Annotated in this window: 12 protein-coding genes and 2 pseudogenes; 6 read left to right on the forward strand and 8 right to left on the reverse strand. The window is 68.0% G+C overall.

The features are described from left to right. Positions 1-120 precede the first annotated feature (120 nt). Together CRP45_RS06375 and CRP45_RS06380 are read right to left on the reverse strand one after the other, a co-directional pair. Positions 121-987 carry an AraC family transcriptional regulator gene (locus CRP45_RS06375; RefSeq protein ID WP_097244175.1) on the reverse strand — a complete coding sequence of 289 codons (867 nt, stop codon included), beginning with the start codon at positions 985-987 and terminating at the stop codon, positions 121-123. Positions 988-1,067: 80 nt separating this feature from the next. Then, positions 1,068-1,535 (reverse strand): annotated as a pseudogene (locus CRP45_RS06380) (aldehyde dehydrogenase family protein); the annotation flags it as partial. Here CRP45_RS06380 and CRP45_RS33695 point away from each other — a divergent pair. Then, complete coding sequence (locus CRP45_RS33695; RefSeq protein WP_179830713.1) at positions 1,467-1,613, forward strand: hypothetical protein; 147 nt, start codon at positions 1,467-1,469, stop codon at positions 1,611-1,613. The pseudogene CRP45_RS06380 and the gene CRP45_RS33695 overlap by 69 nt on opposite strands. Here the strand turns inward: CRP45_RS33695 and CRP45_RS06385 are convergent. The 5 genes and pseudogenes from CRP45_RS06385 to CRP45_RS06400 all read right to left on the reverse strand — a co-directional run bounded on the left by CRP45_RS06385 (position 1,610) and on the right by CRP45_RS06400 (position 5,466). Continuing rightward, on the reverse strand, positions 1,610-2,311 hold the full coding sequence (locus CRP45_RS06385) for an alpha/beta fold hydrolase (RefSeq protein ID WP_097244617.1): 702 nt from the start codon (positions 2,309-2,311) through the stop codon (positions 1,610-1,612). The two genes, CRP45_RS33695 and CRP45_RS06385, sit on opposite strands and share 4 nt — an antisense overlap. 104 nt (positions 2,312-2,415) lie before the next feature. Beyond that, complete coding sequence (locus CRP45_RS35250) at positions 2,416-3,147, reverse strand: flavin reductase family protein (RefSeq protein ID WP_425436922.1); 732 nt, start codon at positions 3,145-3,147, stop codon at positions 2,416-2,418. Between the two features lie 45 nt (positions 3,148-3,192). Next, positions 3,193-3,552, reverse strand: a pseudogene (locus CRP45_RS35255) (FAD-binding oxidoreductase); the annotation flags it as partial. Between the two features lie 13 nt (positions 3,553-3,565). Continuing rightward, positions 3,566-5,053, reverse strand: coding sequence for a phytoene desaturase family protein (locus CRP45_RS06395; protein WP_097244177.1), 1,488 nt, complete (start codon positions 5,051-5,053; stop codon positions 3,566-3,568). Further along, complete coding sequence (locus tag CRP45_RS06400; RefSeq protein WP_097244618.1) at positions 5,050-5,466, reverse strand: nuclear transport factor 2 family protein; 417 nt, start codon at positions 5,464-5,466, stop codon at positions 5,050-5,052. The genes CRP45_RS06395 and CRP45_RS06400 overlap by 4 nt, the downstream gene beginning before the upstream one ends. Positions 5,467-5,591: 125 nt before the next feature. On the opposite strand from CRP45_RS06400, the gene CRP45_RS06405 reads away from it, so the two are divergent. From CRP45_RS06405 to CRP45_RS06425, 5 genes are all read left to right on the forward strand, one after another. Further along, positions 5,592-6,155, forward strand: coding sequence for a PadR family transcriptional regulator (locus CRP45_RS06405; RefSeq protein ID WP_097244178.1), 564 nt, complete (start codon positions 5,592-5,594; stop codon positions 6,153-6,155). A gap of 89 nt (positions 6,156-6,244) precedes the next feature. After that, complete coding sequence (locus CRP45_RS06410) at positions 6,245-7,183, forward strand: GlxA family transcriptional regulator (protein WP_097244179.1); 939 nt, start codon at positions 6,245-6,247, stop codon at positions 7,181-7,183. After that, entirely contained in the window at positions 7,180-8,502 is a 1,323-nt protein-coding gene (locus CRP45_RS06415; protein WP_097244180.1) for a DJ-1/PfpI family protein, read from the forward strand. The genes CRP45_RS06410 and CRP45_RS06415 overlap by 4 nt, the downstream gene beginning before the upstream one ends. Positions 8,503-8,563: 61 nt before the next feature. Continuing rightward, positions 8,564-9,004, forward strand: coding sequence for a GNAT family N-acetyltransferase (locus CRP45_RS06420; RefSeq protein WP_097244181.1), 441 nt, complete (start codon positions 8,564-8,566; stop codon positions 9,002-9,004). A gap of 66 nt (positions 9,005-9,070) precedes the next feature. After that, complete coding sequence (locus tag CRP45_RS06425) at positions 9,071-9,826, forward strand: ATP-grasp domain-containing protein (protein WP_179830773.1); 756 nt, start codon at positions 9,071-9,073, stop codon at positions 9,824-9,826. A gap of 124 nt (positions 9,827-9,950) precedes the next feature. On the opposite strand, the gene CRP45_RS06430 is transcribed toward CRP45_RS06425, so the two are convergent. Continuing rightward, on the reverse strand, positions 9,951-10,289 hold the full coding sequence (locus tag CRP45_RS06430) for a histone-like nucleoid-structuring protein Lsr2 (RefSeq protein ID WP_067782923.1): 339 nt from the start codon (positions 10,287-10,289) through the stop codon (positions 9,951-9,953). Positions 10,290-11,084 lie beyond the last annotated feature (795 nt).

Consider the following 11,084-nt stretch of genomic DNA (forward strand, 5'->3'; position numbering starts at 1 on the left):
TCCTCCAAGTGGGCGGTCGCCTGCCGTGCCGGCGCGCGGCTCGACAGCACCCCGCGCCGGGTACGACTGCCAGCATCGCCGCCGCGCCGCCGCGTGTATTGGAGAAATGTTCCGCTCTGGTCAGCGCTTGGGAGCCGCGCCGCGCGTCCCGATCCGATCGGGGTCGGCCCACGCGACGTCGTCGACCGCGAGCCAGGGCGCGACCGCGACGGCCGTGGGCGTCACGCCGGTGAAGGCCATGACGTCCCGATGAAGGTGGGATTGATCGACGTAGCCGCTTTCCGCCGCCACCAGAGCGGCGCTGTGTCCCGCGGCGAGGCGATGCACCGCGTGGTCGAAACGCACCAGCTGGGCGGCGCGCTTGGGGGTGAGACCGACCTGGGACCGGAACCGCGACCACAACCGCTTACGGCTCCAACCGATCTCGTCCGCCAGCCGCTCGACCCGAACCCGGCCGCGGCTCGACACCATTTGTCGCCAGGCGAATTCGACCTGCGGGTCGACCACTCGGCCGAGCCCGTGTCGCCGTCGAAGGGCGGTCTCCGCGATCGCGAATCGCTCGTCCCACGACTTGGCCGCGTGCAGTTGCTCCAGGATTCGCCCGGCGTCGGGGCCCCACAGCTCTTCGAGACCGACCACCGTCCCGCTCAACTCCGAAGCGGCGCCCAGCACCGCGTGCGCGACCGAAGGCGACAGCCGTATCTGCAGACAGTCGATATCGCGCCCGCCCACTCGAACGCTGCCGGGCGCGAGGCCGGTGACGATACCGCCGCTGAACCGCCTGCCACTGACCTCGTCGATGAGCAAGCCGTCACCGAAGTCGATGGCCACCGTGAGCGACGGGTACGGGACCACCTGCATATCGACGGGGTTTTTGGTGCGGCCGCGGAAACCGGCCATGCTGACTCCCGCCATCCGGCCGCGCGGTGCCGGGATCGCGATGTCCCACAAGGCCGCGGCGTCACGAACGGGATCGACAGGGCGCATGCCGCCATGTTACGAGGGCGGCGGGACGAGACCGAGATAGTGGGCCTTGCGCGCGGCAGCGATAGCGACTCTGCCGGTACTCAACCGCGCAGCGCGGACGCGAAGATGCCGGGCAGGGCGGAGACCCGCGGCTTCTTGGCGAAGTCGGTCAACCGGCGCAGCGTCGTGGCGCCGGTGCGGTTCGTCACGAACCACGGGGGCTTCGGCGACAGCGTGAACTCACCGTGCAGCACCGAGCGCGGCGACGGCCGGAACGGTCCTCGGACCACGGTGCGTTCGGGGTCGGCGATGAGCAACGCGTTGTGCACCACGCCGATTCCGCTCTGCACGTCGTGGATGCTGTGCCCGGGGAAGGCGCCCCAGCTCGCCCGGGCCGTGAGATAGCCGAGGCCGGTCCAGGCGTTGATCGCCACGGTGCCGTAGCGCAGTGTCGCGACGGCGGTGTCGAACTCGGCGCCCAAGGACTTCATCGTCCGAGGATGGGCGATGATGTTGACCCCGAGCGTCCCCTCGAACTCGTCGTTGCACACCCGCACCGCCTCGGCGACCCCAAAGCGGCCGCCGAGCTGTACATCGCCCTCCGCGCGGCCCGCCTCATGAACCCCGACCTCACCGCGACCCCCTAGCGGAAGCCTTCCGCGCGACAGGCCCGCGTGACGGCATCGACCCACACGCCCGGATCGGTCGACCACAGGTTGTGCGCGACGCCCGGCAGTTCCTCGAACTTGCCGCGCGGGACCAAGGCGGCGAGTTGCCGCAGCGGCCACGACGGCCGGATGTCGTGCTGCGCGGCGATGAACGTCATGGCGACATCGGAGTCGGCCAGCCGACGCAGCAGATCGGGTTCGTGGATCCACTCCACGAACGACGCCCCCAGTGCGGCGTGGACGCCTGGTTCCCAGTCGATTTCGATGTCGTCTTCCACGTGTCGCAAGGACTCGTACACCTGGGACCAGGTGCGGTCCTTCTGCAATCCGCGCCCCGCGACGCCGACCACCCCCCGAACTCGCTCCGGATGATCCAGCGCGTAACGCACCGCCAGATCCGAGCCCCAGGAATGGCCGAGCACCACCCAACTTTCGGCACCGGCGGCCCGCCGCACCGCTTCGATATCCGCGACCGCCTGAGCGAGATCGTGCGGTCCGCCCTCGGAACGCCCAACCCCTCTGGGTTCCGGATACCACGCCCGCATCCCGCGCGGCGCCAGCGCGTCGTCCTCCAGGTAGTGGACGCAACCCGGCCCACCGGACAGCACCACGACATCCGGCCCACGCCCCGTGACCCCTACGTGCAGCAAGGCCCCGTCGTCCCCCGGCACCCTCATCGATCGCATTTCGCCCCCCTACAGCTGCATCGGCCTCGCGACCTTATCGCCGTCCGAGCGAGGCCGCCAGCGCGCACTAGCTCACCGAGCTCAGGCGGTGGAGGTTACAGGTCGAGTTCCACGTCGCTGATCGGGTAGGCGACGCAGGAGTGGGTGTAGTCGAACTGTGCGTCGGACAGGCGGAGTTCGGCTTCCTCCGCGGTGTGCACGCGACCTTTCACGACGCGCACCCGGCACAGGCTGCATTCGCCCGAGCGGCAGGCGGCCTCGGGACGGAGGTTGTTGTCCTCCAACGCATCCAGCAGCGGACGATTGCGGGGTGTACGGAAGGACACACTCCCGACGGTCACGGTGACCTCGCCAGTCGGATCCACCTCGGCGGGCCAATGGGGTTGCGCGGTCGGGTCGTTCGGGGCGCCGTTGGCCTCGAAGCGGATGCGCTTGCGCGGCTGACCGAGCGCGGTCAGCTGGGTGAGGGCATACGGGTAGAGGGCTTGCGGGCCACAGACATAGACCATGCGGTTGTCGAGTGGGCCCGCGAGGGCGCGGATGGTGTCCGCGGTGAGAAATCCGGTGGCGCCGGTCCACTCGGCATCCGGCTCGGCGATGACGTGGTCGACGTCGATGCCGGGATGCCCGGCGGCGAGCGCGTCGAGTTCGTCGCGGAAGATCACGTCGGAGGCGTCGCGAGAGCCGTAGATCAGGTGGAAGGTGCGGTCAAGGCCGAGTTCGGAGATCTCGCGGATCATGCTCATGGCGGGCGCGACACCGGAACCGCCCGCGAGGAATACCAGGTCGTCGCCGTGGAAGAGCGGGTTGTGGTGGAAGGTGCCCATCGGCCCTGTGGTGGTGAGAACCCGGCCGACGTCGACGGTGTCGACGAGCAGATTGCTGATGCGGCCGCCGGGGACGCGGCGGACCGTGAGGTCGTAGTGATCCAGCCGGGTCGGGCTGGAGGAGATGGCGAATGGGCGGCTGGTGCCATCGAAGAAGACGTTGACGTACTGACCGGCCAGAAACGGCGGCAGCGCGGCCCGATCGAGACTCGCCAGCCGGAAAGTCTTGGTGGTCGGGGTCTCGTCGATGATCTCGGTGACCGCGAGTCGCAGTCGCTTGGGGTGGTAGGCGTCGACGGTGGCGCGGGTTTCCGCGAGGTGATCGCGGGTGTCGGAGGTGCGGGAGTCGATTTCGGCGAGGATCTCGCTCGCGCCGTCGAATCGTTCTGCCAGAGGGTGTTTCACGAGGGTGCTCCGTTCAGGCGGCTTTGGTGCGCAGCAGGCGACGGGCGACGCGGGCGCCCGCCTCGAGTGTGGGTTGGAAACCGCCGATACCGGCCCAGGAACCGGCCAGATGCAGTCCGGGAACGTAGGTTCGGCGTTCGCTGTCGCGGAACAGCCAGCCTTCGGTGGCGTCCTGGTCGTAGCCGTAGATCGCGCCGCCGGGATGGCCGAGGTAGCGCATCATCGTCAACGGCGTCGCGACGTCGACTTCCTCGATGGCGTCGCGGATGCCGGGGGTGATGGTCTCGCACAGGTCGAGCAAAGTCTCGGCGTAGGCGAACTTGGTGCGCGCGTATTCCGAAGGGGCGACGTTCTTCCAGATGTCCGCGTATTGCAGCGTCATCAGGCTGACGTGGGTGGCGCCGGAGGGCGCGAAGCCGATCGGCGCGACATCGTAAGAGCTGACGCAGATTCCACGCGCGGGCTCGAACGACCGCCAGGCGTCGTAGGTGCGATCGTCGTCGGCGTCCCTGTTGACGAAGGTGGTGCTCGTGGTGAAGCCCAGCTCGGCGGGCGTGGCGTCCAGACCCATGTGCAGCACGAACCCGGAGACGCCGATTCGCCTGGTCGCCAGGTCTTCTCGGACCGCGGCGGGCACGTCGATGCCCTCGAGCATTCCGTACGTGGTGGGCAGCGAGGCATTCGAGACCACGTCGGGCGCGGTCACTTCGGTACCGTCGTCGAGCCGCACACCGAGCACCCGGCCGCCCGCGGTGAGAATCGCCGCCACACCGGTGTTGAACCGCACTTCGCCGCCCGCGGCGAGGAAGGTGTCCAGGATGGCGGTGGACATCGCTTGCGAGCCGCCGCGCACGTGCCACGGCTTGAACTCGAAGTAGGCGAACAGCGTCAGCGCCAGGTCCTGGAAGCGCAGTTTCGACGGCGGCTGGCCGAGGTAGGTCCAGTACATGCCGAGCGCGGCCTTGATGCGGTCGTCGTCGAAATGCTCGTCGAGCACGTCCTTCAGCGGACGCAAGCCGTACTCGAACAGCACCGGATCGATCTGCTCGACCGGCATGCCGCGCATGGCGGCTATCTGCCAGAAGGTCACCTGCTTCAGCAGTTCGAAGAACTTCGCCGTCCGATCGCGGTTGCCGGGGAACTCCGCCTCGATCGCGTCGATCGCGGCATCCCAGTCGGCGGGCAGGGTCAGATCCAGCTGCCCCGGAATCACCGCTCGGTAGAGGTCGTGTTCCTGAACGAACTCCAGCTTGTCGGCGATGCCGAGTTGCTGGAACAACCCCTCGCGCAACGAGATCGGCTGTCCCTCGACGCCGACGCCGGACAGCTGGTGCAGCGCCACCTCGAACTCGAACCGGCCGCGGCGGAACGATGTGCCGCAGCCGCCTGGAATGTTGTGACGTTCCAGCAGCAGGGTGCGCGCGCCCGCGCGTTGCAGTGTTGCCGCAGCGGTCAGACCGGCATTGCCCGCGCCGATGACGATGGCGTCGTAGTCGGTCATGCGCCGGTCGCCTCTCGCTGGATTTGCGCGGCGGCCTCGGACCGGATGCGCTCGAACTGCTCCCCCATCCGCGCGGCCAGGGCCTGCGCGGCGGAGAGCGGGCGCACCATGACCATGAAGTCGTCGATCTTTCCGTCGGCGTCGAAGTGCAGGAAGTCGCAGCCGGTCAGCTGCTTGCCGTCGACCGTGGCCTCGAACACGAAGGCGTGGTCGCGCCCGTCGGCGTCGGCGATCTCGCGGACGTAGCGGAAGTCCTCGAAGACTCGGATCACTGCGCGCAGGATGGCCGCGGTGATCGCCTTGCCCGGATACGGCTTGAACGCCACCGGACTGGTGAACACGACATTGTCGGCCAGCAGCGCCTCGATGGCGGCCTCGTCGCGGGCCTCCACGGCTGCCCGGAAGGGATGCATGTCCCCGCCTTTCATATGCAACTAGTTGAGTAATACGTCCAAGGACGATAGTGCTTCCGTGCGACATAGTCCATAGTTGCTTAGTAAATAAATTGCTTAGTCGCGTCTGCTGGTATCTTAGGCGGATGGCGCTACGACACGCGGTACTCGCGGCCCTGCTGGAAGGCGAGGCCTCCGGCTACGACCTGGCCAAGGGCTTCGATGCCTCGGTGGCCAACTTCTGGATGGCGACGCCGCAGCAGCTGTACAAGGAACTCGAGCGCATGGCGGCCGACGGCCTCATCGAAACCCGGGTCGTGCAGCAGGAACGCCGTCCCAACAAGCGCCTGCACGCCATCACCCCGGCCGGACGAGCGGTCTTGCGCGAATTCATCGCGGCGCCCGCCAAACCCACCGCCATTCGCGACGAGATGATGGTGAAGGTGCAGGGCATGGACGTCGAGGACGCCCCCGCCGTGCGCGCCGCCGTCCTGGACAAGCTGGAGTGGTCGAAAGCCAAGCTGGCCCGGTACGAGCGGCTGCGCACCCGCCTGCTGGACGGCCGCAGCGAGCAGGCGTACCTGGAGGAGGCCGAGCGGGTCGGGCCCTACCTCACGCTGTTGCGCGGAATCTCCTTCGAACAGGAGAACATTCGCTGGGGCGAGTTCGCGCTGTCCGTGATCGACAAGAGGATCGCCGCGCACGCGTAAGCGCGAGCCGGATCAGGAGTGCCAGATCCGTCCGCCGTCCGGCGTTCCACGCCCTCGTCAGCGCAGGTCGTCCCGCTTAAGTTGGGTGCGTGAGTCCAGCACGCAGAGTGGTCGTCGTCGTCCTACCCGAGGTGAATTTGCTAGACCTCGCCGGTCCGGTGCAGGTCTTCGACGCGGCGACGGCACTGGGCGGCGCGTACCGCATCGAGCACGTCGGCGCCGATTCGCGCGTGCGGTCCGCCCAGGGTGTGGTTCTGTCGGACCTGGCGCCGCTACCGAGCACCGCGCCGGGAGATCTGGTTCTGATTCCGGGCCCGCGCCTTCGAAGCGACCGGCTACCGGTTCCGCGCGAGGTCGTCGACTGGTTGCGTGTGCAGGCGGAGGCCGGTGTGCGGTTCGCTTCGGTGTGCAGCGGTGCGGTGGCGCTCGGTGACGCGGGATTGCTGAACGGGCGGCGGTGTACGACCCACTGGGAGCTGCTCGACGCGATGCGTGCGCGTTATCCCGCTGCACGCGTGGCGGATTCGGTGCTCTACGTGCACGACGGGCCGGTGAGCACGAGCGCGGGAATCGCTTCCGGGATCGATCTGGCTTTGTCCCTTGTCGAACGTGACCACGGCGCGGCGCTGGCGGCGGCCGTGGCACGCCAACTGGTTGTCTACCTTCGGCGCGACGGCGGTCACGCCCAGCTCAGCCCGTTTCTGCGGGATCGGGCACACCTGAACGAAGCCGTGCACCGCGTGCAGGATCATCTGGCCCAGAATCTCGACTCCCGCCACACTCTCGCCGAACTCGCTGCCATAGCCCACCTTTCGCCGCGCGGGCTCAGCCGTGCGTTCAAGTCCACCATCGGGATCACGCCGTTGGAATATCGGCAGCGGCTGCGGCTGGAACTGGCCGCGAACCTGCTCGAGCAGACGGATCTGACGGTGCAAGCCGTCGCCGCGCGGTGCGGGTTCGGCGACGCGCGGCACCTGCGCCGGTTGTACGCGGCCCGATTCGGCACTACTCCGGCGGCGCGGCGATGAGGAAGAGGCTGACGACCGTGCTCGGAATCGTGCTCGCCGCAGCGACATTCGCGGGTGTGTGCGCGATCGGCGTCGGTATCTCGATGTCCCGCAACTACACCGTCGCTCCCGGGCAGGTTCCACCGCCGCGCCCGCTCCCCGAGGGCCGGATCAATGTCGCGATCGTGCTGGGACACCGCGGTTCCGTCGCGGCCGACGCGCTGGCGCCGTTCGACGTGTTCGCGCGGTCGACGGGGTTCACCGTGTTCACCGTGGCGGCGCATCGCGCGCCGGTCGCGCTGTCCGGCGGGTTGACGATCGTGGCCGACCGCACGTTCGACGACGCACCGCCCGCCGATGTCGTCGTCGTGCCGGCCGTCGCCGACGACGAGGAATCCGCTGCGCGCCAATATATTTCGACTTCGGCCGGGCGGGGCGCGCTGGTGCTCAGTGTCTGCGCGGGCGCGAAGCTCGCCGCCGCGAGCGGGGTGCTGCGCGATCGCACCGCGACCTCGTTCTGGGACGCGATCGACGGCCTCGCCGACGCGTACCCCGACACTCGGTGGGTGGCGGGGAAACGCTATGTCGAGGACGCGAACATCATCAGCACCGCAGGCGTCACCTCCGGCGTCGTCGGCGCGCTGAAGGTCGTCGAACGTCTCGCGGGCCGCCCGGAGGCAGCTCGGATCGGGGCGGAGGTGGCCTACCCCGGCTGGACGCCGGACGGGACGACCGATATTCCGGCGCACGGCAGACAACCGTCCGACCTGCCCTATGTCCTCAATGCGGCGTTTCCGTACTTCCAACCGCGGATCGGGGTCCGTCTCGGCAACGGCGTCGGCGAACTGGACCTGGCGGCGGCGGTGGAGGTCTACGCGGGCAGCTCCTTCGCCGCGCACCTCGTCCCGGTGGGCGACACACCGCACGTCACCTCGCGACACGGTCTCACCCTCTTCGCGCAGACCGCCGCGCGAGTCGATAGGGAAATCCGCCCCGGAACGGGTCGCCGCCCGGGCGAATTCGCCTTCGACCCACCGCTACGGGACCTCGCGGCGCACACCGACCGCGCCACCGCCAGAGTCGCCGCGAAGTTCATCGAGTACCCCGCCGGTCACCTACGGCTCGACGGTGCCCTATGGCCCTGGCGCCCAACGGTTCTGGCCGCGTTTACGCTGTTGACGTCGATCACCGTCGGCTTCGTGCCCGCGTTGATACGTATCGCGATATGTCCGAAGGGCGACGTTCGCCCGGAAGGACGTTCCCGCGATCACCGACCTCGTGGATCGGCTGGAGATAGATCAGCGCGCCGGACACCTCGGGTGGTTCGCAAATTCCGTTGAATGCGCGTGCGTGGTCGGGTACGAAGGGCGGGTGAGTGCATCAGCTGTTGTCGAGCGAACCGTGGAACTGCGCCGAATTACCGCGGAGACCGTGTACGAAGTGTGCAAACTCAGTGAGACGCTGTCTCCGGAGCAGCGGAAGATGGTGGCCGACAACGGCATATCGATCGCCGAGGCGCACTTCGCGGATGCCGCTTGGTTTCGCGGTATCTACTTTGGCGACGAGCCCGTCGGCTTCCTGATGCTCGACCTCGGTATGGACCCGGACGAACCCGGTGTTTCGTTGTGGCGCTTCATGATCGCGGGGCCGCACCAGGGCAAAGGGTATGGCCGCCGTGCGATCGAGGGTTTGGTGGCGCACTTGAAAGCGCGCGGCACCCACACCCTCTACACCAGCTACGGCCTCGGCCCAGGCAGCCCGGAAGGCTTCTACCGCGCGCTCGGCTTCGAACCCACCGGCGAGTTGGTCGACGACGAAACCGAGGCCGTCCTGCGCTGGTGAGCGCGATTCGGGGAATCGGCACGCCGAGAAATCGGCATTGCGGCATCGCGCGCGATCGAGGAGATGATGTTCAGCGTCGCATTCCTGCAATACGCCGGATCGGGCCCGATGCGGCACGAGGAGAAGCTGCTCGAGGACGGGTTGCGCCGGCGAGGTATTCCGGTCCGGTACTACACCGCCAAACGCATCCATCGCAGGCAATTGCCGTTGGGACCGGAGACGTTCATCGCGGGCGATATGGACGCGATGCACGGCGCCATGCGGCAGTTGCGCATCCCGGTTCCGCAACCCGACGACTATCCGCAGAGCCTGCGGGAGTTCCTCCGGCGCAGGGTCTGGACATCGACGCTGGGCGAGATCGAGCGCGCGGTCGAGAACGGGTCCGCCCCAGCGGTGTTCGTGAAGCCGTCGGAACGGCGAAAGAGCTTCACCGGAGCGGTCTGCTACTCCGAGCGAGACTTCGCCGCGCTGGGAAATGTCAGCCGACGACAGCGGGTGTGGTGTTCCGAGGTGGTCGCCTGGGTCGCGGAATTCCGCGTCTACGTGATCGATCACCGTGTCGTCGGCGTGGACCGATACGACGGCGACGAACCGGCGCCACTGGACATGGACGTGGTCGAGTCCGCGGTCGCGGTATACCACCGTTCCGGGGCGGCGCCGAGCGCGTACGGCAACGACTTCGGCGTGCTGGCGAACGGCGAGACGGCGCTTGTCGAGGCCAACGACGGCTACGCGCTCGGCGCCTACGACATCGACGCGGACCGGTACACCGAGTTGGTGCTACGGCGGTGGAGTGAGTTGGTCGAAGCCGCGAGCGGCTGAATCTTGCGAACCCGGTCGACCAACGAAAGCCGCTGAGCGGGGACGTCACCGGCACCGGCCGCCCACCGCTGACGGGGCCTGCCCTCCGCAGCGACCCGCGGAGGGCGGACTCTCGCCTAGCGACCTATGAAGCGGCCTTCTCGTACGCCGCGACGACCTCCGACGGAACCCGGCCGCGGCTGGGGACCTCGAAACCATTCGCCCTGGCCCACTTCCGGACCACGCCCGCCTCCGGCTTACGGACACCGCTCGGCTCGACGGGCTTGCTGCGGCGACGCCCGACCCGGCCGACTTGCCTGCCGAACGGCGTCCATTCCGCGAACACCTCCCGCAGGCGGGCCGCGTTCTCCTCCGACAGGTCGATCTCGTAACCGACACCGTCCATGCCGAACGACACCGTCTCCACCGCGGGCGAGCGACCGTCGTAATCATCGACAACCGTGACTACCACTTTGCGTGCCACCGAACATCCACTCCCAACTCATTGAACCGACCGACCGTCCCCTGACGAATCGGGAAAGCAACGCAAACCAGACAGGACGTAACCGCCGCTGTTCCGGAACCCCTCATCCAGACGCAGGATGCTACGCGCGTTCTTCCGCTGCGCAGAATCGAGGCCGCACGCAGTGGCTCGGAGCCCGGCGGCACCGCTTCGCCGACGGGAAGGGGTGATAGAGCACGGGCGTGCGCGAGTCGGTGAACCACGTGACGGGAAGCGCGGGTGTAGACGGCTGGGCTCACCGGTCGGCCGCAGTGGGACAGCGGGTTTCGCGGGCGGCCCAGGACGAGCGCTGGGTCGGCCTGGGTGCAGCCGGTCCCAGGAGCGCGAGCGAGCCCGCAGAGCCGGGTCTCGATCGACGGTTCACCCTAGGAGGCGGGCGCGGCGGCCGATCGGCCGGGAAGCCACGCGCATGACCGCACTCCACCGTCTCGCCGGTAAAGGGACAGCCGAAATACCTCGTCTTTCACCGACTTCGACGCGCCGGTGTTCGACTCGCGCCCGCCCACCGTTCACCGCTCCGCGGGCATTCGGTCGACCGATCGATTCACAGGGAGCGCGAGACATTTAACCAGGTATTCAGTAGCATTAAAACGTACGGTGCAGCGGGTTTCCTACACCGCGGCCGCAGCAGGTTTCCTGCACCATACCGGCGCGGGGACGTTGTGAGCATGTTGTCTTTTCGAACGAACGAAGGGGCATAATTATGTTCGAAGCGGCAGCCGAGCGGGCCCGAGTCGAACTTCGGAGCGACCGGGT

Source organism: Nocardia amikacinitolerans (assembly GCF_900215415.1).
Lineage (GTDB): Bacteria > Actinomycetota > Actinomycetes > Mycobacteriales > Mycobacteriaceae > Nocardia > Nocardia amikacinitolerans.

Excerpts from the sequence above, each read along its gene's own strand:
- CRP45_RS06375 (WP_097244175.1), bottom strand. The coding sequence starts at position 987 with ATGCGCCCTGTCGATCCCGTTCGTGACGCCGCGGCCTTGTGGGACATC.
- CRP45_RS33695 (WP_179830713.1), top strand. The coding sequence starts at position 1,467 with ATGGGCGATGATGTTGACCCCGAGCGTCCCCTCGAACTCGTCGTTGCA.
- CRP45_RS06385 (WP_097244617.1), bottom strand. The coding sequence starts at position 2,311 with ATGAGGGTGCCGGGGGACGACGGGGCCTTGCTGCACGTAGGGGTCACG.
- CRP45_RS35250 (WP_425436922.1), bottom strand. The coding sequence starts at position 3,147 with ATGGGCACCTTCCACCACAACCCGCTCTTCCACGGCGACGACCTGGTA.
- CRP45_RS06395 (WP_097244177.1), bottom strand. The coding sequence starts at position 5,053 with ATGACCGACTACGACGCCATCGTCATCGGCGCGGGCAATGCCGGTCTG.
- CRP45_RS06400 (WP_097244618.1), bottom strand. The coding sequence starts at position 5,466 with ATGCATCCCTTCCGGGCAGCCGTGGAGGCCCGCGACGAGGCCGCCATC.
- CRP45_RS06405 (WP_097244178.1), top strand. The coding sequence starts at position 5,592 with ATGGCGCTACGACACGCGGTACTCGCGGCCCTGCTGGAAGGCGAGGCC.
- CRP45_RS06415 (WP_097244180.1), top strand. The coding sequence starts at position 7,180 with ATGAGGAAGAGGCTGACGACCGTGCTCGGAATCGTGCTCGCCGCAGCG.
- CRP45_RS06425 (WP_179830773.1), top strand. The coding sequence starts at position 9,071 with ATGTTCAGCGTCGCATTCCTGCAATACGCCGGATCGGGCCCGATGCGG.